The following is a 20,278-nucleotide window of genomic DNA, read 5'->3' on the forward strand; positions in this document are numbered from 1 at the left end:
GGACTGGAACCCCATGCCATCACCGGCAATATTGAAATGATGTGTGATGATATCGAAGACATTACCGGAATCCGAGTCAATCCCACCTTTAATCGTAAAGGCGCGGAAATCCTCTTTGTGACCCCCTCAGGGGACTTGATGGGGGATCCCGGAATCTTTACCTGTATGGGTTACCTGATGCTCTTTGAAGAATTAGGCCTCGACTATACGTGGAGCACCTATGCTTCGGAAGGCGGGAACTTCGGCTTCTTTACCTCCAACGAAATGGCGAAGCGCTTAAATTACAAAATGTATGCCGAAGCGAAGCGCCTGGGCGTGAAGTATATTATCGGCGGCGAATGCGGTCATATGTGGCGGGTCGTCCACCAATATATGGGCACCTGGAATGAACCCGCGGATTTCCTGGAAGTCCCGGTTTCCCCGATTACGGGGACCCGCTTTGACCATGCCGCCTCGACCAAGATGATCCACATCGCTGAATTTACCGCGGATTTAATCAAACACAATAAACTTAAACTGGATCCTTCCCGGAATGACCCTTATAAGGTCACCTTCCATGACTCCTGTAACGTATCGCGCGGCATGGGAATGCTGGAAGAACCCCGCTATATTATTAAAAACGTCTGCAACAATTTCTATGAAATGCCGGAAAACACCATTCGGGAAAAGACCTTCTGTTGCGGTGCTGGGTCCGGACTGAATGCGACAGAGAACATGGAAGAGCGGATGAGGGGCGGACTCGCCCGGGCGAATGCCGTGAAATATGTGCAGCAGAAATACGGCGTCAATATGTTAGCGAATGTTTGTGCCGTCGACCGTGCCGCCTTCCCAGCCTTAATGGACTACTGGTGTCCGGGAGTCGGCGTGATTGGGGTTCATGAGCTCGTCGCCAATGCCCTGGTCATGAAAGGCGAGAAAGAAAGAACCACCGATTTGCGCGGCAATGATTTACCTCCCAAAGCGGTTCCTCAAACGGAATCCCCCGCAAAGGAGGGTGAAGCATAATGCAGAAACACGGTCGGATTGTCCTCGGTTTGTTAGTCTTTGTTCTGATTGTCGTTTCCCCGATTCTCTACAATCTCGGAAAAAAGAATACAAGCCCGGAAATCAACTTGGATACCCCTGTCATAGCCCAGCTCTCCGACAAAGAGTGCGTGGAGCCGAAGGAATATATGCGAGAGAACCATATGAAACTCTTGCTGGAATGGCGGGATTCAGCCGTACGGGACGGAAAAACCGTCTATATCAATAGTCAAGGCAAAGCGTATGATATTAGCCTGCAAGGGACCTGCCTGAACTGCCATAATAATATCCCGATCAGTGATGTTTACTCCGTGAACGATAAAGCGGGCACAACAGCGGCCACCAATACAGAAGGGAATCAATTCTGTTTTTCCTGTCATACGTATTCTTCCGTGGAGCCCAACTGTTGGAACTGCCATTCCGACCCAAGGGAGGCGATAAAATGAGCATCAATCGCAGAGATTTTCTGAAAAAAGCAGGAGTGATCACTGCCTTGGGCGTAGGGGGCGCCACATTGGGCTTCAATGGCTTAAAGGCAGCTAAACCTGCCGAGGCTTCGGAGTTTGCTTCGCAAAATCCAAAAGCCAAAGCGTCCCGTTGGGCCATGGTCATTGATATGAAAAAGTTCAAGACCCCCGAGGATTACCAACGCGTCATTGACGCCTGCCATAAGCTCCATAACGTCCCCCAGATTGAAGATCCGAAGCACGAGATCAAGTGGATCTGGAGCGACAGTTATGAACACGTCTTTGTGGGAACCGAAAACCCCTATCTGGATGAAAAGACAAAGAAGCTGCCCTTCCTGACCCTTTGCAATCATTGTGATAATCCGCCGTGTGTGCGAGCGTGTCCGACCCAAGCCACGTTTAAACGCCCGGACGGAATCGTCGGCATGGACTTTCACCGGTGTATCGGCTGCCGGTTCTGTATGGCTGCCTGTCCCTTTGGCGCCCGCAGCTTTAATTTCATCGATCCGCGAACCGCCTTAAAAGAGATTAACCCGGACTATCCGACCCGAACCCAAGGGGTCGTGGAGAAATGCAATTTCTGTATGGACCGCATTGATCAGGGCTTAAAGCCCGCCTGTGTCGAAGCCTCGAAAGGAGCGATGGTCTTCGGGGATTTGGACGATCCGAATTCGGAAGTCCGTAAAATCCTCAATACCCATTACACCATTCGCCGCAAACCGAATTTAGGGACGGAACCCAGTATCTTTTACCTGATCGGGGGTGAAGAGCATGCTTGAGAAAGCCCTGAACGGGAGTAAAAAATACGGGCTCTGGATTGCCGCCCTTCTCGTCGTGATTTTCATAGCGGTTCTCTCTTATGCCAAGCAGTGCCGCCTGGGACTCGGAGTCACCGGAATGAGCCGCGATGTATCCTGGGGCATCTACATTTCCCAGTTTACGTTTTTAGTCGGCGTCGCGGCCTCCGCCGTCATGGTCGCGATCCCCTATTATCTTCATAACTACAAGAAGTTTGGCAAGATCGTGATTCTCGGAGAATTTATTGCGGTGTCTGCCGTGATCATGGCCATGCTCTTTATCGTCGTGGATATGGGGCAGCCGACCCGGGTCATGAATGTTATTTTGCATCCGACCCCCCATTCCATGATGTTTTGGGATATGTGTGTCTTATTCGGCTATTTAATCATCAACTTCGTGATCGGTTGGACGACGCTCGGTGCTGAAAATAAAGGGTTTGCACCTCCGGCTTGGGTTAAGCCGATTATCTACCTCTCTATCCCTTGGGCGATCAGCATCCATACCGTCACCGCCTTTCTTTATGCCGGTCTGCCGGGCCGACACTTATGGTTAACCGCCATCATGGCCGCCCGCTTCCTCTCTTCCGCGTTTGCGGCCGGACCCGCCCTGCTCATTCTGCTCTGTTTGTTCGTCCGCAAGGTCGGGACATTCGGCCCGGATAAAGAAGCGATTCAATCGCTGGCGAAGATTGTGACCTATGCGATGATCACCAATGTCTTCTTCTATCTGCTGGAGGTCTTTACGGCGTTCTATAGCAGTATCCCGGAAGCAAAAGAGCCCTTGATTTATTTGTTCGCCGGTTTAGACGGGCATAACAATCTCGTGCCCTTTATGTGGGTCGCCACAATTTTAGCCTTTGTCTCCATTGCGCTTTTGGTGATTCCTAAGACTCGCAGGAATGAAAGGATCTTACCTTTTGCTTTAGTTTCCGTTTTCCTGGCCTGCTGGATTGATAAAGGACTGGGCTTAGTGCTCGGCGGATTTGTTCCCAATCCTCTGGGTCATGTCACCGAGTATATTGCGACCGGGACAGAGATTATGATCACCTTGGGAGTCTACGCCGTCGGGGCTTTATTGATTACGATTTTCTATAAGATTGTGATTGCTGTGCGAAAACAAGTCTAGGTGAAGATATCCATTTAAGGAGGTGTTGCCCTCTAAAAAAGCATGCCTTAAATAAGCGGTTTCAAAAACTAAAATTCAAGATAAATCAAAGGAGGAAATGATTCAAATGGCAGAACTAGTGGTCAATGGCGTTACCTATGAATTAGACGAAGATGGCTTTCTTGAAGATGCATCCACTTGGAATGAAGATGTAGCCAGAGCCTTGGCTCCCAATGAGGAAGTAGAGGAACTGACGGAGGAACATTGGAAGGTCATCAACTACCTTCGTGATTACTATGATCAATTCGGTGTGGCCCCGATGGTTCGTAAGCTTCTTAAGGATACGGGCTACACCCAAAAAACAATCTATGATTTATTCCCCACAGGCCCTGGGAAGGGTGCCTGTAAAATTGCCGGACTTCCTAAACCAACCGGTTGCGTCTGATTAAGGGGATGCTACGCGAATTACCCGCAGAGCAGAAATAGTTAAACATCTGTTCCGACATCTATCGAAAAAGCACACCGCTTTGCGGGGTAATTCACGTCATCAATAAATTCATTTAATACTACAAATGAAAGAAGGTGATAGTAACAGTCATTCCCAAAACTTGAGCAGACAATAAGTGATACAGTTTAATCGCAGCAAGGTAAACATTATTCATTATAGGTACCCATTTCTTTATTTGTTATTGTAACCACAAAGACAACTACAGAATAAGGGGGTCTTTAATGTGAGTACTGAAAATCCTGTTAAGCCGACGGCACCATCAAATCACTTGTCCGATCTGTGGAAGAAGGAAGATTACTGGGCGGTTTGGATCGGTATTGGTTTAACTATTGCTTGTATGATTATCTGGGCTACAGGAAGCACTTTCTTTAAGTGGGTTGCGGTGTCGATTCCTACCTTTACCGACTGGGGTAATGCAGGGAAGTTAGTCTCTGACCGCATGGGGGCTTTTATTGGCTTATTTATTTTGTTCGGAATTCTCTTTTCAATTGCCATTAAATTCCTGGGGTACAATGTCAAAAAATTTATCGGTGGTTTTACCGTAGTTTATATATTAAGTGCTTTCATTACTATTCTGGGTTCCTGGAAAGTTATGAAAGATTGGAGTCTGGAAACTCCTGTTATCGCCTTGATTGTTGGTCTAATCATTGGAAACTTCATAAAAATACCTGCATGGCTTGATTCTGCATTAAGAACTGAGTTTTATGTTAAGACCGGTATCGTTCTTATGGGCGCGACACTGCCCTTTACTCTCATTATCCAATCAGGACCTGTGGCTTTCTTACAAGCAACGATCGTTGCTGTAACAACGTTTGTTACCATCTATTTTGTAGGAACTCGACTCTTCCATTTGGATAAGCGCTTTTCAACCTGTCTGGCAGCAGGGGGTTCTATTTGCGGTGTATCGGCCTCAATTGCCATCGGGGGGTCTGTAAAGGCTGAAAAGGAACATGTTTCGGTAGCAATTTCCTTAGTTGTCGTTTACGCGATGATCATGGTATTCCTGCTTCCCGCTATTATTAAGGCATTTGGTATTCCTGCCGGACCCGGTGGGGCATGGATTGGCACCTCTGAATTTGCGGATGCTGCCGGTGTAGCTGCGGCTGCAACACTTGGTGATCAGGCACTTACAACCTTCACCTTGATGAAGGTTGTAGGCCGTGATATGTTCGTCGGAGTTTGGTGTTTTGTTATGGCCTACATTTCAATTACGAAATGGGAAAAGAGAGAAGATGGCACAAAACCGAGTGGTATGGATATCTGGTATCGTTTCCCCAAATTTGTAATCGGTTTCTTTGTCGCTTCAATTATTGTGACAATTCTTGTTGCTGCTTCGGATGCAGCAGCTTCCGGTTCCATTGATAAAAATATCATCGGACCTATTAAACAGTTAAGATCTTGGGCATTTGCTTTCACATTCCTTTGCATTGGTTTAACGACTCGTTTCAAAGAGCTTGCTTCTACCGGGTGGAAACCGTGGGCAACCTTTACAATAGGTGTCTTGGTGAACGTACCTCTCGGTTATATACTCTCTGTACTCGTTTTGGGTAATTACTGGCAAGGTGTTTTCTAAAATATCTTTCCGGAAGCTAAGGGGGAGACTCATTTGAGTTTCCCCCTTAAGTCATAAGTGGACAAGATGAAACGCAACGTAACAAGGCTTTTATTAGAAGGCTTTTTTACGTATTTTATGGTATAATAAACAAGACTTGTATTGCCATTTAACTCCGAAATTCGTAAATATTATAAATACGGAAGGAGAGTGCAATCTATGTTCGAGCAACAATTACTTGTTTTTAAGGAGGTTGCGGAAACTCAGAATATAACGCTTGCCGCTAAAAAACTGCATATGAGTCAGCCAAGCATAAGTCTGCAGATCCAAAATCTTGAGAATCAGTATAATGCTCGTTTTTTTGATCGGACGAACAAGGGCGTAAGTTTAACCCGAGCCGGAAAAGTATTTTATGATAGCGTCCAGGCGATATTAAATATTCTCGATGATACTCAGCAACAGGTGAGTGCTCTGGATGAGGATAAGCGCGGGGTAATTTGTCTGGGGGCGACATTAACCATCGGCGAATATATACTCCCCCATATTCTTGCGTATATTTATCAAAAACGTCCCGATATTGATATCAAAGTTAAGATCGCCAATACGGTATCTATCGATCAAGATGTTCTCGAAAGAAAACTACATATTGGCTTGATAGAGGGACCTGAGCCGGATCATAAGGATTTTGTTCTCCATAAATTCTGGCAAGATGAGTTGGTTGTGGTTGTTCCCTATTTTCATCCCTGGGCCAGCCGGAATAGTATTACATTAGCAGAGTTATCCCATGAGCGCCTGATAACACGGGAGGTCGGTTCAGGTACGCGTAAAGTCATGGAAATAGCCTTAGAGGAAAGAGGGCTTGATCCATCGCAGCTTAATATCACGATGGAATTGGGGAGTACCCAAGCTATAAAACAGGTGGTTTATGCCGGTTTAGGGGTAACCATTATATCGGCTTTGACTGTAGCCCGCGAGTGTGATCAAAGAATATTCAAAGCCTTAAGGATCCAGGATTCACCCGTTTACAGGCCCTTAAATATTTTGACGCTTTCGCAGACCGCCCAAACGAAGGATGAGCGCTATTTTATTAATTTATTACAGGATCATAAACTTCTTTCCGATATTATGTCTAAAGATTATTGTTCAATGAACGATAAAGCCAAGGACAAGGATACAAAAGTCGGATAATGAAAAGCAGGGATTAAATGCAGGAAGATATACGAATAGGTCTAGTTCAACTGGAAGCTAAAGTGGGAGAAACCCGTAAAAATCTTAAACAAATATTGCATTGGACAGAAAAGGCTTCAAAACAAGGAGTCAAGATGCTCTGTTTTCCCGAGAGTGCACTTCATGGTTATTCCCCTAAAGACGCTCTTGAAATAGGGAATACGATTGACAGTCAAGAGATTAGAGAACTGAAAGAATGTGCATCAGATTTAGATCTTATTTTGCTTGTAGGGATGGTTGAAAAAACAGAGCGAGGTCAAAAACCGTACTTATCACAGATCATTATTTATCCTAATCGGGATCCCGCAGTTTACAGAAAAGTTCATCTGGGTCGAAGTGAGAAAGCGTATTTTATGCCCGGGTCTGAGTTCCCGGTATTCGAGGCGAAGGGAGTCCGGTTTGCCGTAGGCATATGCTGGGATTGGCATTTTCCGGAAATGGCGACAATCTATTCTCTGAAAGGGGCTGAACTGCTTTTTGCTCCCCATGCATCTCCGGTTGTTGCAGGGGATCGTAAAGAGATTTGGAAGCGCTATCTTGGAACCCGAGCTTATGATAATTCCGTTTATCTTGCAGCCTGTAACCTTGTAGGTGCAAATAATCGGGGGCAAGAATTCAGCGGCGGGGCACTTGTTTTTGGGCCTAAAGGGGAAACAATAGCCGAAAGTTTTAATACCGCTGAAAGCTTAGATAACCAGGATAACCATGAGCAGTTGATTACCCTGGAAATTTCCGCCCAACGCATCAATAATTTGCGCAATACTGAACGGGTTTCGATGAAGGATAGTTTCTTTTTGGCCGATCGTCAGAAAGAGCTGTATCGGGAAATCATCGAGCTTGATGTTTTTCGTGGGAATAGGACTTAAACGATCTTAGTTGTCCACTGTTCAAGATTCCAAACGTCGGATACCCAATCCTCATAGAACTCGGGTTCATGTGAAACGAGAAGAATGGTGCCCTTAAACTTTTTAAGGGCATTTTTTAATTCTTCTTTTGCATCAATGTCAAGATGGTTTGTGGGTTCATCAAGAACCAGCCAATTGACATCTTTAAGCATGAGTTTGCAAAGCCGAACCTTCGCACTTTCACCCCCGCTAAGAACCATCATTTTACTGGAGATGTGCTCATTAGTAAGACCACAGCGAGCCAACGCTTGCCTGACTTCCGCGTTGGTAAGCCCGGGGTATTCAGACCATACTTCTTCAAGCGGAGTATTGGTGTTATGTGAAGAAGACTCCTGTTCGAAATATCCCGGGAATAGATAATCACCGAGCTGAATTTGACCGCTGATGGGCGGTTGAATTCCCAGCAAGGTTTTCAAGAGTGTTGTTTTACCTAAGCCGTTCACGCCGCGTATGGCGATTTTTTGCCCGCGTTCCAGCTTAAGCTTCATGGGGCGGGTTAACGGCTCATCGTAACCGAGGATTAAATTATTCGCTTCAAAAATCACCCGTCCCGGAGTACGAGCCTCATGAAACTTGAATATCGGTTTAATCTTTTCTTTGGGTTTTTCAAGAATCTCCATTTTATCAAGTTGCTTTTGACGGCTTTTGGCTCGGCCGGTCGTAGAGATTCTGGCTTTATTACGGGCGATGAAATCCTCGAGGCGATCGACTTCTTTTTGTTGTTTTTCGTAGGCTTTTAATTCCTGCTCCTTTTTTAGGGCTAAGAGTTGGGTGAATTCTTCATAATTACCGGTATACCGAGTAAGCGTTGCATTTTCAAGATGATAAATCACATTGATGACGTCATTCAGAAAAGAAATATCATGAGAGATTAAGATAAAGGCATTATCATAGTTTTTCAAATAACGGCTTAACCACTGGATGTGTTCCGCATCCAGGTAATTGGTCGGCTCATCTAATAAAAGAATAGTTGGGTTTTGAAGCAGAAGTTTGGTTAATAAAACCTTGGTTCGCTGCCCCCCGCTTAAATCCGTAACATCCTTGTCCAGGCCGATTTCACCTAAACCTAAGCCATTGGCGACTTCCTCAATTTTGGCGTCAATGGAATAGAAGCCATTTGACTCGAGAATCGTTTGAATTTCACCGACCTCGTCCATCATTTTTGTCAGCTGATCTTCACCGGCAGAACCCATTGCATCATAAAGGTGCAGCATTTCCTTTTCTAATTCAAACATGGATTGAAACGCTTCCTTTAAAACATCGCGGATACTTTTTCCTTTATTTAAAACGCTATACTGATCTAAATAGCCGACTGTCACACGATTGGACCATTCAACCTTCCCTCTGTCAGGGATAAGTTTGCCGGTAATTATATCTAAAAAGGTGGATTTGCCTTCACCGTTAGCTCCCACTAATCCCACATGTTCTCCTTTAAGCAGGCGAAAAGAGGCATCTTCAAGAATTTGACGGCCGCCAAAACCGTGGGAAACGTTTTCAACATTTAATATACTCATTTAGGCACTCCTTTTATTTTATCAATAAGCACACCCTCTATCTTAAAAAACAGTGAAGCAGAAGTCAATTCCCATGGTCATGCGAACCATTGGAAGGATGAAAACAACAGTTCAAGACGAATTGATAGAGTATTTAGAATATTTGGAGTATAACTATTGTAACTAAGTGAGTTGGGAACGTTTAGAGGAGGAAGAGAGATGAGCTATCCGATTTGGCAGGCCTTTTATGAGCCGGGTGTAAGAAAACACATTGAGATCCCTAACGTGAGTTTACTGGAGATGTTTAAACAATCGGTACGAAAATATCCTAAACAACCCGCACTTATTTTTAACGGAAAAACCTGGTCATACGAAGAGATGGACCAAGCGGTTGAGCGTCTGGCGTTTTCCCTGAGTCGAAGAGGGATCAAATTGGGGGATCGCGTTTCCATTGATATGCCGAATAGCGCTCACTGGGTTATCTCCTTCTTTGCCTTGATGCGGTTGGGGTGTATTGTTGTTCAGACCAATCCCATGTATGTGGAGAACGAACTCAAAGCACAACTGTCCGATGCCCAGGCAACAGCGATAATTTCGATTCCTCAATTATTACCTAGGCTCCAAGCGATTCAAAAGGAAGTAGGCTTTGAGCATATTATCATCGATGGTTTATTAGCTATGGGAATGAAGGAATCAGAGGGCATCCTCGATTTGCCCAAGCTTATCCGGGAGGATAAAGGAAATAATGAAGCTCCATGGCCCCAAATCAATGCGGCACGTGATCCTGCCGTTTTACAATATACAGGGGGGACAACGGGGACATCGAAAGGAGTTATGCTTTCACACACGAATCTCGTGGCTAATGCGCTGCAGATTTGGGAGTGGCTTCACGGAAAAGAAGGACAGGAGAAAATTATGATTGTTCTCCCGCTGTTCCATATTTACGCCCTTTCCGTGGGAATGAACTTGGCGATTCTTTCCGGAAGTGCAATGGTCCTTCTTTCTAAATTTGATCCGGAGGAGGTTATGCAGCAGATAGCGACCGAGCGGCCGACACTCTTCCCGGGAGCACCGACGATGTATGTTGCTCTGATTAACCATCCTCATATTAAGAAATACGATCTTTCATCACTTCGAGGTTGTATAAGCGGCTCCGCACCGTTGCCCATTGAAGTTGCCATCAAGTTTGGGGAGCTGACAGGGGCACGTTTAGTTGAGGGATATGGACTATCGGAAGCTTCACCTGTAACCCATATCAATCCATTGACACGAGTAAAGGTAGGATCTATTGGAATTGCAGGGCCGAATACAGAAGCTAAAATTGTTGATATAGAAACCGGAAAACATGTTTTAGCACCGAATCAAGTCGGTGAACTTGTCGTATCAGGACCGCAGGTTATGCTGGGTTACTGGCAAAGACCGGAGGAGACCCAGACGGTGTTGAGAGGTGGGTGGCTTCACACCGGTGATCTGGCAAAAATGGATGAAGAAGGATATGTTTATATCGTAGATCGGAAAAAGGATATGATTATTTCCGGGGGGTATAATGTATACCCGCGTGAGGTGGAGGAAGTCCTATATAAACATCCTTCCATTCAGGAGGTTGCCTGTGCAGGTATCCCTGATTCATATTGGGGTGAAAAAATTAAAGCCTATGTCGTTTTAAAAGAGGGACGCGGGGTTTCAATCGAAGAAATCTTGAACTTCTTAAAAGGTGAGATAGCTGCCTTTAAAATACCCAAAGAAATCGAAATTCGCGAAAATCTGCCACGAACCGCGGTAGGAAAAGTATTAAGGCGCTTTTTGGTTGAAGAAGAAAAAGCAAAATTACAAGTTTTAAATGGAGTATAATGGACAAATAATTTGAGGAGCGGGCTATTGCCCGCTCCTCAGTGTAAGTGCTCATAAAAGAGTCACTTCATAGCAAAGATTTCGTGATGGCCGTCATGAAATCCTTACAATCGTAATTCAACCGTTTAATCGTTGATGTCTGCACCATATGCCATTTGTTCTTCGGCATACTCAACCATCTTTTTGACCATATTGCCGCCGATTTTTCCTACCTCGCGCGTTGTCATATTTTCAAAACCTTTTTCCTGAATGTCATCGTCGAGGTGGAGTTCCTCAGCAACCTCCCACTTAAGTGAATCTAACTGTTTCTCGGATTCTGGAACCTCTGGCTTGTTACGGCTCATCTGACCTTCCTCCTTTTCAAAAACAGTTGTGGGCAGAGTTAAAAAAAGAAAATAAATAGGGAAGCAATATTAAATTGCCCTTATTCAACTTAAAATATTCATTCGTAAATTTAAAAACGACTTCAGGGTAAAAGGATTAAAAAAAATAGCCCAACGGAGTTGGGCATAGAGCAGAGGGGTTAGATTGAGGAGGAGTGAGATGAGAAGGTAACCAGTGCTATACACTAGTTGAGTTGTGAAACTTGGTGCTTTCACAATTTGATTGTAACCTATTACGCAAGGTTTTACCAGCCCTTTTTTAATAGTCAGAATCTTAAGTTTATTTGAGGATTGTGGATTAGCCAAATGACGTGTAGAATGAATTATAGATTAGACCTGATCAGATTAAGGAGGGGCACAATTGCGGGTAGCGGTAATTGATGGACAAGGTGGAGGTATAGGAAAACACATTGTTGAGCAGTTGCGGAAACGGATGCCTGAACTGGAAATCCTGGCTTTAGGTACAAATGCCCTAGCTACAGGAGCGATGTTGCGAGCGGGCGCAACCGAAGGAGCATCCGGAGAATCCGCAATCTGTTTTAACGCTGATCGAGTCGATTTAATTATTGGATCTTTTGCAATTATGACAGTGTATGGGTTATTGGGTGAGATTACACCGGCAATTGCCGCAGCACTCTCGCTAAGCAAAGCTGAAAAGATTTTAATTCCTATTCAGAGAGGGAATATTCGAATCATCGGGACGAACCGAATTCCGTTGCCCCATTATGTTGAAAGTTTAGTGAATGAGGTAGAGCAGAGAGTAGAACAAAAAAAGGAGTAACTCCCTTTACACCTTAAAAAAGTATATGTTAAAATGATTTTTGAACTAATTAAGGGGGACTTTCTAATGTCAGGACATTCTAAATGGGCAAATATTAAACATAAAAAAGCAAAATCGGATGCTCAAAAGGGTAAAATTTTTACAAAGCTTGGACGTGAGCTTATTGTAGCCGCTCGTGCAGGCGGGGGTGACCCAAACAATAATTTCCGTTTGAAAATTGCAATTGATAATGCAAAAGCGGCGAATATGCCCAATGACAATATTAAGCGTGCAATTCAAAAGGGTGACGGTGACGGTGAGGGCGCCAACTATGAAGAACTTCGTTATGAGGGTTATGGCCCGGGCGGAGCTGCCGTAATGATTGATATTCTAACCGATAATCGGAATCGAACGGCGGGTGAAATGCGCCACATTTTCTCTAAAAATGGGGGAAATCTCGGGGAGACGGGAAGCGTTAATTGGATGTTTAACGAAAAAGGACAATTAACCGTCCCACTCGAGGATCTGGAGTTTTCTGAGGATGAATTTATGCTTATGGCTTTAGAAGCCGGGGCAGAAGATATCGATAATGATGGGGAGAATTATCTCGTTTACACTGCTGCAGAAGATTTAGAAGGGGTTCAACAATCCCTGCTGGAGCAAAAAGTTCCTGTCTCGGAAGCCATTGTCAACCAAGTTCCTCAGAATACGGTTGAAATTGCCGATCCGGAACAAGCCAAGAAAATGATCCGTTTAATGGATGCCTTAGAAGATCATGATGATGTACAAGGTGTTTATGCCAACTTTGAGCTTGCGGATTCCCTTTCAGATGAAGATTTAGAATAGACGGATGAAGCTTTAGAATAGAATGAGTGCATAAATTATTGTAGTAAGATTGGGAGTAAAAAGAACGGTGCTCAGGCGGGCACCGTTTCCTTTCGTGGAAAACAGGAATCCCACGCTTTCCTGTCGAATGCTCCTCTATGAAAGGAAGGCGGCTATGCAGATACTGGGAATAGATCCGGGAACAGCGATAATGGGTTATGGCTTAATTGAAAAACAAGGGAATCGCTTAATGCCCATTACATATGCATCTTGGCGGACGCCGGCACATATCCCGATGTCGGAACGACTATTGATGCTTTATCAGGAAATGCAAGCTTTTGTTGAGGAGCATCATCCTGATCATATTGCCGTAGAAGAACTCTTTTTCAATCGCAATACGACAACGGCTATTTCGGTAGGGCAGGCTCGCGGAATTGTTCTGCTTGCGGCTGCCCAAGCGGGAATTCCGGTGTATGAATATACACCTCTTCAGGTGAAGCAGGCTGTTGTAGGATATGGTAAGGCTGATAAAAAGCAGGTTCAGCAGATGGTGCGTGCGCTGCTGGGTTTAAATGAGATTCCCAAACCGGATGACACTGCAGATGCGCTTGCGATTGCCATCTGTCATGCTCATAGTGTCCATTTGCTGAATCGGATGGGGGAAATTAAATGATTGGGATGCTATGCGGAAAGGTTTGGGAGATACAGACGGATAAGCTTGTTCTTGATGTTCAAGGGACAGGGTATTTGGTCATAGTGCCTCTCGGATTATTAGCGAAGCTTCATCCGCGGCAAGAAGTTGTGCTCTATACTCATCTTGTTTTAAGGGAGGAGGAACTTTCACTTTATGGATTCTCCTCGCTTGCCGAAAAGGAAACATTTCTTCAAATGCTTACTGTTTCGGGAATCGGTCCGAAAGCCGCTCTATCAATCCTTTCCACTTTAGGCTTGGCCCAAGCGCAAAGTGCTATTGCCGGAGAGAATCTGACGATGCTGACGAAGGTTCCCGGAATCGGTAAAAAGAGCGCACAGCGCCTTGTTCTTGAATTACGGGAGAAATTCAAAGGAAAAGCAGAGACGAAAAGCGGTGAAGCATACCTCTCGTTAGAAGAAACACCGATCCAATCGGAAGCTAAGGAGACTTTGTTAGCTTTGGGTTTTAGTGCTGAGGAAGCCCAAAAGGCGTTAGCACAGGTTCAGACGGAGGATCGCGAGTTAACGGTTGAAGAACAGGTAAAGGCAGCCTTGCGCGCAATCGCTGCTCCGAAATAATGGTAAAGGAAGAGGAAAATCGGCATGGAAGAACGTATGGTATCTCCGCAGGAAATACCGGGAGATTTTGAGGGAGAAGTCCTTCGCCCGCACCGGCTGGCAGATTATATTGGGCAGCATAAGGTTAAGGATAACCTGCAGATCTTTATCCAAGCGGCTTTAGCCCGTGGGGAAGCGTTGGACCATGTTTTGCTATACGGACCGCCCGGTTTGGGTAAAACGACCTTAGCCAATATTATAGCTCAAGAAATGGGAGTAAATATCCGAACAACTTCCGGACCTGCCATTGAAAGACCCGGAGATTTGGCGGCTATCCTAACAGCCTTGGAACCACGGGATGTCTTATTTATTGATGAGATTCATCGCTTAAGCCGGACGACGGAAGAAATTTTATACTCGGCTATGGAAGATGGTTGCTTAGATATTGTGATCGGCAAGGGACCCAGTGCTCGTTCGATTCGTCTGACTCTGCCTCCTTTTACTTTGGTTGGAGCGACGACACGGGCCGGTCAGTTAGCTTCTCCTTTAAGGGATCGTTTCGGCGTAATCAGCCGTTTAGAATTTTATGAGGCGGAAGATCTGATTGAGATCGTACGGCGGGCTGCCGGCATATTGTATCTTGAGATCACTGCGGATGGGGCGGCAGAAATCGGCCAGCGTTCCCGCGGAACACCGAGGGTTGCGAATCGCTTGCTGAAAAGGGTCCGTGACTACGCTCAAGTCTGGGATAATGGCGTGGTCACCGCAGAACTGGCTCGCAAGGCTTTGGATCGTCTTGAAGTAGATCCCGCCGGACTGGATCGAATTGACCACAATACGCTTAATACGATTATCCATATGTTTGCAGGGGGGCCGGTAGGGTTGGATACTCTGGCCGCAACAATCGGTGAAGAAGCCGAAACCATTGAGGACGTAGTTGAACCCTACTTGCTGCAAAAGGGGTTTTTACAGCGCACACCCCGGGGACGAGTGGCTACGGCCTTAGCCTATGAACATTTAGGTATTCCGTATCCTCAAGCACAAGAAGTAAAGCCTTTGGAAGAATAAGATAAAAGAAATAGGGTAATCTGTTCTTAAACGGGAAAAGAGGTGGTTCCGGATGCTGCCTTACTTACCAGGAGGGAACGGATTGTCCTCCTTAAAAAAGTGCATCTTGACGGTGCTCTTTATATTTTTTTTAGCCTTCATGAATGCTAAGCCTTGTATCGCTCGAGAAATTCCGGTTGAACTGGTATGGAATTTTAAAGATGCGGGTTGGCTGGGAGTATCCATTGAAGCGGGGAACTATCGACTGATAGTGGTTAACGAAAAGACCGGTGGGAAGCTGACGGTACCGACCAAAGAAACGGCATGTACCTCCGGTTCTTCGTTTGAATGCGGTTGGGGAGGATTTGCACCGATTTTTCGGTTAGAAGATAAACCGTTTGAAATCTGGCGGGGTGCGGAAATCGAATTGCGTACCCTCGATTCCAATGGCGTATTTAAAGTTCAAACTCCCGACGGAAAGGCGGTTCGCTATCGCGGAAGCCTGCTCCTGAGCTGGAAAGGAGATCACTGGTCATTGATTAACCTTATTGATCAGGAGGAATATCTTAAAGGAGTTGTACCGATCGAGATGAGCAATGCTTGGGCACAGGATGGTTTAGAAGCCTTAAAAGCTCAAGCCGTGGCGGCACGAACCTATCTCGTCAAAAAACTGCAAACGGCCTCGCAAATTACGGATTACCCGGATTATGATCAGGCGTATCTCGGCAAAGAGGTTGAAGGACAAGCCTCGAAAGCGATTGCCGCGACAAAAGGAGAAATATTGGTTGACAATCAGACCCGGCTTCCGATCGATGCTTTATACTCATCCCATAATGGCGGTTTTACGGAAAAAGCGGAGAATGTCTGGAGCAATCGAGATCCTCATTTTTCTTCTCATCCCGACCCTTTCTCGATGGGAATGGGCGGAGCGGCTGATCAATGGCGTTTCATTATTAGTGCAGATGAACTCGGCAAGACCTTTCAGCTTGACCCGATTCAAGAGATTCAACTTGACAAATACCCATCCGGTAGAGTAAAAAAGGTTAGGATGACCGATCTAAAAGGAAAATCAAAGGAGATCCCGGGACGAACTTTTGTTCAAGCTTTTTATCCCTTTGGCCATCCCATTCATAGTGAGGCTTTCTTAGGAAGCCTTTTTGAGGTCCAGAAAGTTCCGGGGCAAGCAGAGACCCGAGGGCCATATATGCCCGGACAGCCCAGCCAATGGAAACTATTGATCGAGCCGCAGCTGATAAATAGGGATGCAGCGATACACTCAGGTCCTCGCTTAGATCGAGTTCTGAGCTCCTCACTTGGCGTTCGTGAATTTCCGTCTTCTGAGGGAATATTTATCTTTTGGGGGCGAGGTTGGGGGCATGGAGTCGGAATGTCCCAGTGGGGGGCATATCATATGGCCCAACTGGGTTACAGCTATCGGGAAATCCTCAACTATTATTATGATAATACTGACCTTGCGCAACAGTAAGGATTCAAGATTAAAGGAGAATCAGTGTGGAGATATCAGATTTCGATTATTATCTGCCTCAAGAGCTTATCGCTCAGCACCCTGTTGAACCCAGAGATTCCTCGCGGTTAATGGTTGTTAACCGCCAAAGCGGTGAAATTGAGCATCATATTTTTCATGAGCTGCCGGACTTGCTCAAGCCGGGGGATGTTTTGGTTGTCAATAACACCCGGGTTATCCCCGCCCGTTTAATCGGAGAGAAGGAAGGAACCGGGGCTCATATTGAATGTCTGCTTTTAAAACGCGTGGAACGGGATGTTTGGGAAGTATTGGTTAAACCCGGCAAGCGTCTGAAAGTGGGACAACGGGTCAGTTTTGGCGGGGGAAAACTCATGGGCGAGCTATTGGAAATCCTGCCGGATGGCAATCGAAAAATTCGCTTTTCCTATGAAGGACTTTTTGAGGCGGTTCTCGATGAGCTGGGGAACATGCCTCTGCCTCCCTATATTACGGAAAAGCTTGAAAATAAGGAACGTTATCAGACGGTGTATGCTAAAGAGAGTGGTTCGGCGGCAGCACCCACGGCAGGACTGCATTTTACGACGGAGCTGATGGAGAAGTTACGGCAAAAGGGAATTGAAATCGTCGAGATCCTGCTCCATGTCGGACTGGGAACGTTTAGACCCGTAAAAGTGGAAAAGATTGAGGAACATGAGATGCATTCCGAGTATTATCGTGTTACCCCGGAAGCAGCCGAGCGGATCAACCGGGCTAAAAAAGAAGGCAGGCGCGTGATTGCCGTTGGTACGACAGCCACACGTACGCTCGAATCGGTGGGTCAGGTGAATGGATTGATTCAAGCGGGAGCAGGGTGGACCGATATTTTTATCTACCCCGGTTATTCTTTTAAGGTTGTCGATGCCCTTATTACTAATTTCCATTTTCCGAAATCAACCTTGGTCATGCTTGTCAGCGCTTTGGCAGGGCGAGACTTGATCATGAAAGCCTATGAATTAGCCGTGCGGGAACGCTACCGGTTTTATAGCTTCGGTGATGCGATGATCATTTTGTAAATCGTTTTGCCAAAAGTTGTACTTCTTGCCAATTGCCCGTATAATGTAAGGTATTAAACAGAAATGGATGTGAACCATTTGCCCGCGGTACGTTTAGAAGTTTTAAAAGAAGATACCCGAACGAAAGCACGTCTGGGGAAACTTCACACTCCGCATGGAGTATTCGATACACCGGTTTTCATGCCGGTTGGGACACAAGCTACGGTTAAAACCATGACCCCGGAAGAGTTAAAGGATACCGGCTCCGGTATTATCCTCAGCAATACGTATCACTTGTTTCTCCGTCCGGGACAAGAACTTATCCGCGAAGCGGGAGGACTGCACTCTTTTATGCATTGGGACGGTGCGATTCTTACGGATAGCGGCGGTTTTCAGGTATTCAGCCTCGGGGATTTGCGAAAAATAACGGATGAAGGCGTAGAATTCCGTTCCCATCTCGATGGCTCGCGGCAGTTTTTGAGTCCCGAAATTGCAACACAGGTTCAGATGGCTTTAGGCTCAGACATTGTCATGGCCTTTGATGAATGTACGCCATATCCCGCCACCCGCGAATATGCAAAATCATCTTTAGAGCGAACGACACGTTGGTTAAAACGGTGCAAAGATACATTAACAACGACAGACCGCCAGTCCCTTTTCGGCATTGTGCAGGGGAGCATGTTTGAGGAACTCCGCAAACAAAGCGCAGCCGAAGTTACAGACCTTGATTTGCCGGGGTATGCCATTGGGGGACTGAGCGTCGGTGAGCCGAAAGAACTCATGTATGAGGTCATGGATTACACAGTGCCCTTGCTGCCGAAGGATCGTCCGCGATATTTGATGGGAGTAGGTTCTCCCGATGCTTTAATCGAGGGCGTAATCCGCGGAATTGACATGTTTGACTGTGTCTTGCCAACACGAATTGCGCGTAACGGCACGGCGATGACGCGTTATGGGAAGCTTGTTGTAAGAAATGCATCGGTTGCCCATGACTTTACGCCCATCGATCCGACTTGTGATTGTTACGCCTGTCGCAATTATTCAAGAGCCTATATCCGTCATTTGTTAAAAGCGGATGAGATTCTCGGTTTACGCCTAATGAGTATACATAATATTCACTTCCTGCAAACTTTGATGAAAGAGATCCGTCAGGCAATTGCTGAAGAACGTTTACCGGAATACCGCCGGAAGTTCTTTACAGACTATGGTTATGACGAATGATCTTCTGCTGCGTTCTTTTAAGAAGGATTTTCCACATTAGTGAGGAATATCGAAAATAGCCTAAACTTAATTAAGGAGGACTTCATATGAATAATTCTACCGTAACAATGATTCTTTATTTTGTAGTATTTTTTGGGATTATGTATTTCCTATTGATTCGTCCCCAGCAAAAACAAGCAAAGCAACGTCAAGCCTTGCTCAGCAGTCTGCGCGTAAGGGATAAGGTGATCACCGCAGGCGGAATCTATGGTAAGATCACTAAAGTCAAAGAAAAGTCCGTGATGGTACAGATCGCTGATAAAGTTGAGATCGAAGTAACCAAGAATGGAATCGCCAGCGTTGAAAATCGTGAAATTACCGTTGAAAAGGATAAAAAGGCAGATAAGAATAAACCGGTAAAAACGAAAAATGAAGATGACTCCAATAATACTTCTGAGGAAGAAACGGCTAAGGAAGAATCTGAAGCAGCAAATGAGACTTAATAATGTTTAAGGGGGGCTGTCGCAAAACCTATGGTTGTATAGCTTTGGGTCTTTTGCAATAGTCCATAATTATGAACGCACGAAAACGGGGCTGTTTGGCGACAGCCCCGTTTTGACTGAATTTGCAGCAGTGAGGGAGGACAAGGGCATGGCTAAGCTTACAATAGACGATCTTAAAGAAGATCGTATTGTTCAGGGGTATATAGAGGGCGGAAATCGGCACCTGGGGGCAATAGGATTTACCGAACACGGATTACGGCATGTTGGCTTGGTATCTCATATTGCCTTGAATATTTTAGAGAAGCTGGATTATCCGCAAAGAACCTGTGAGTTGGCAGCAATTGCCGGATATCTCCATGATATTGGCAATGCGGTAAACCGAGTCGGCCATGCCCAGACGGGAGCAATTATGGCTTCACATATATTAGAACGCAAGGGGATGTCCCCGGAGGAGATAGCCATTATTATTGGGGCCATTGGCAATCACGATGAAACAGACGGTCATCCCGTCAATGAAGTATCGGCAGCCCTAATCCTCGCCGATAAATCGGATGTTCACCGCTCGCGTGTGCGTAATCCCGATCCGGCAACCTTTGACATCCACGACCGTGTCAATTATGCAGTGGAGCGTTCTTTCCTTCGTGTTTATCCAAAGGAAAGGATCGCCCTGGAAATCACGATCAATACGGAGCTTTGTCCGGTTCTTGATTATTTTGAAATATTTTTAGCCCGTATGCTATTATGCCGTAAAGCGGCAAGCTTTCTGGAAACGCGTTTTGAACTCAAGATCAATGAAGTCAAGCTGCTCTAATTGACACTAGGACAAGCCTGACCTATAATAAATTCTGTCGTGGGCAAGTCCCA

At 45.6% G+C, this 20,278-nt stretch carries 21 protein-coding genes; 19 read left to right on the plus strand and 2 right to left on the minus strand.

Translation table 11 applies throughout. The features are described 5' to 3' along the window. From dsrK to VB077_RS02050, 8 genes are all read left to right on the plus strand, one after another. On the plus strand, nt 1-1,005 hold a 1,005-nt coding region (dsrK, locus tag VB077_RS02015), incomplete at its 5' end, for a sulfate reduction electron transfer complex DsrMKJOP subunit DsrK (protein WP_323413543.1). Then, nucleotides 1,005-1,469: a sulfate reduction electron transfer complex DsrMKJOP subunit DsrJ gene (dsrJ, locus tag VB077_RS02020; RefSeq protein WP_323413544.1), complete on the plus strand. Its 465-nt coding sequence runs from the start codon at nt 1,005-1,007 to the stop codon at nt 1,467-1,469. The genes dsrK and dsrJ, both read left to right, overlap by 1 nt. Next, nucleotides 1,466-2,269, plus strand: a complete 804-nt coding sequence (gene dsrO / locus VB077_RS02025) for a sulfate reduction electron transfer complex DsrMKJOP subunit DsrO (RefSeq protein WP_323413545.1) — start codon at nt 1,466-1,468, stop codon at nt 2,267-2,269. The genes dsrJ and dsrO overlap by 4 nt, the downstream gene beginning before the upstream one ends. Continuing rightward, nucleotides 2,262-3,413, plus strand: coding sequence for a sulfate reduction electron transfer complex DsrMKJOP subunit DsrP (gene dsrP / locus VB077_RS02030; RefSeq protein ID WP_323413546.1), 1,152 nt, complete (start codon nt 2,262-2,264; stop codon nt 3,411-3,413). The genes dsrO and dsrP overlap by 8 nt, the downstream gene beginning before the upstream one ends. A gap of 106 nt (nt 3,414-3,519) precedes the next feature. Continuing rightward, nucleotides 3,520-3,837: a TusE/DsrC/DsvC family sulfur relay protein gene (locus tag VB077_RS02035; protein ID WP_323413547.1), complete on the plus strand. Its 318-nt coding sequence runs from the start codon at nt 3,520-3,522 to the stop codon at nt 3,835-3,837. Nucleotides 3,838-4,123: 286 nt separating this feature from the next. Beyond that, nucleotides 4,124-5,473, plus strand: coding sequence for a YeiH family protein (locus tag VB077_RS02040; protein ID WP_323413548.1), 1,350 nt, complete (start codon nt 4,124-4,126; stop codon nt 5,471-5,473). Between the two features lie 198 nt (nt 5,474-5,671). After that, a complete protein-coding gene (locus VB077_RS02045; protein ID WP_323413549.1) occupies nt 5,672-6,640 on the plus strand; it encodes a LysR family transcriptional regulator in 969 nt (322 codons plus the stop codon). Between the two features lie 17 nt (nt 6,641-6,657). Then, nucleotides 6,658-7,545, plus strand: a complete 888-nt coding sequence (locus VB077_RS02050) for a nitrilase-related carbon-nitrogen hydrolase (protein ID WP_323413550.1) — start codon at nt 6,658-6,660, stop codon at nt 7,543-7,545. Here the strand turns inward: VB077_RS02050 and VB077_RS02055 are convergent. Continuing rightward, nucleotides 7,542-9,098, minus strand: a complete 1,557-nt coding sequence (locus VB077_RS02055; protein ID WP_323413551.1) for an ABC-F family ATP-binding cassette domain-containing protein — start codon at nt 9,096-9,098, stop codon at nt 7,542-7,544. The two genes, VB077_RS02050 and VB077_RS02055, sit on opposite strands and share 4 nt — an antisense overlap. A 198-nt stretch (nt 9,099-9,296) precedes the next feature. Between VB077_RS02055 and VB077_RS02060 the strand changes: the two genes are divergently transcribed. Continuing rightward, a complete protein-coding gene (locus tag VB077_RS02060; protein WP_323413552.1) occupies nt 9,297-10,928 on the plus strand; it encodes a long-chain fatty acid--CoA ligase in 1,632 nt (543 codons plus the stop codon). Between the two features lie 125 nt (nt 10,929-11,053). Here VB077_RS02060 and VB077_RS02065 read toward each other — a convergent pair whose 3' ends face one another. Continuing rightward, nucleotides 11,054-11,272 carry an alpha/beta-type small acid-soluble spore protein gene (locus VB077_RS02065; RefSeq protein WP_323413553.1) on the minus strand — a complete coding sequence of 73 codons (219 nt, stop codon included), beginning with the start codon at nt 11,270-11,272 and terminating at the stop codon, nt 11,054-11,056. Nucleotides 11,273-11,672: 400 nt separating this feature from the next. Here VB077_RS02065 and VB077_RS02070 point away from each other — a divergent pair, with 400 nt between their 5' ends. The 10 genes from VB077_RS02070 to VB077_RS02115 all read left to right on the plus strand — a co-directional run bounded on the left by VB077_RS02070 (nt 11,673) and on the right by VB077_RS02115 (nt 20,225). Continuing rightward, on the plus strand, nt 11,673-12,092 hold the full coding sequence (locus VB077_RS02070) for a DUF3842 family protein (protein ID WP_323413554.1): 420 nt from the start codon (nt 11,673-11,675) through the stop codon (nt 12,090-12,092). Nucleotides 12,093-12,158: 66 nt separating this feature from the next. Further along, nucleotides 12,159-12,917: a YebC/PmpR family DNA-binding transcriptional regulator gene (locus VB077_RS02075; RefSeq protein WP_323413555.1), complete on the plus strand. Its 759-nt coding sequence runs from the start codon at nt 12,159-12,161 to the stop codon at nt 12,915-12,917. A gap of 154 nt (nt 12,918-13,071) precedes the next feature. Next, complete coding sequence (ruvC, locus tag VB077_RS02080; RefSeq protein WP_323413556.1) at nt 13,072-13,569, plus strand: crossover junction endodeoxyribonuclease RuvC; 498 nt, start codon at nt 13,072-13,074, stop codon at nt 13,567-13,569. Next, nucleotides 13,566-14,168 carry a Holliday junction branch migration protein RuvA gene (gene ruvA / locus VB077_RS02085; RefSeq protein WP_323413557.1) on the plus strand — a complete coding sequence of 201 codons (603 nt, stop codon included), beginning with the start codon at nt 13,566-13,568 and terminating at the stop codon, nt 14,166-14,168. Before ruvC ends, ruvA begins: the two co-directional genes overlap by 4 nt. Nucleotides 14,169-14,192: 24 nt before the next feature. Continuing rightward, a complete protein-coding gene (ruvB, locus tag VB077_RS02090; protein WP_323413558.1) occupies nt 14,193-15,215 on the plus strand; it encodes a Holliday junction branch migration DNA helicase RuvB in 1,023 nt (340 codons plus the stop codon). A 52-nt stretch (nt 15,216-15,267) separates the two neighbouring features. Further along, entirely contained in the window at nt 15,268-16,680 is a 1,413-nt protein-coding gene (locus tag VB077_RS02095) for a SpoIID/LytB domain-containing protein (RefSeq protein WP_416337012.1), read from the plus strand. A gap of 26 nt (nt 16,681-16,706) precedes the next feature. After that, complete coding sequence (gene queA / locus VB077_RS02100; protein ID WP_323413560.1) at nt 16,707-17,732, plus strand: tRNA preQ1(34) S-adenosylmethionine ribosyltransferase-isomerase QueA; 1,026 nt, start codon at nt 16,707-16,709, stop codon at nt 17,730-17,732. A 63-nt stretch (nt 17,733-17,795) separates the two neighbouring features. After that, nucleotides 17,796-18,932 carry a tRNA guanosine(34) transglycosylase Tgt gene (tgt, locus tag VB077_RS02105; RefSeq protein ID WP_323413561.1) on the plus strand — a complete coding sequence of 379 codons (1,137 nt, stop codon included), beginning with the start codon at nt 17,796-17,798 and terminating at the stop codon, nt 18,930-18,932. Between the two features lie 86 nt (nt 18,933-19,018). Continuing rightward, entirely contained in the window at nt 19,019-19,414 is a 396-nt protein-coding gene (gene yajC, locus VB077_RS02110; RefSeq protein WP_323413562.1) for a preprotein translocase subunit YajC, read from the plus strand. A gap of 148 nt (nt 19,415-19,562) precedes the next feature. After that, the gene (locus tag VB077_RS02115) at nt 19,563-20,225 is read left to right on the plus strand and encodes an HD domain-containing protein (protein WP_323413563.1); all 663 of its coding nucleotides are present in this window, start codon (nt 19,563-19,565) and stop codon (nt 20,223-20,225) included. The last annotated feature ends 53 nt before the right edge of the window (nt 20,226-20,278 follow it).

This window comes from Desulfitobacterium sp. (genome assembly GCF_034927245.1).
GTDB lineage: Bacteria > Bacillota > Desulfitobacteriia > Desulfitobacteriales > Desulfitobacteriaceae > Desulfitobacterium_A.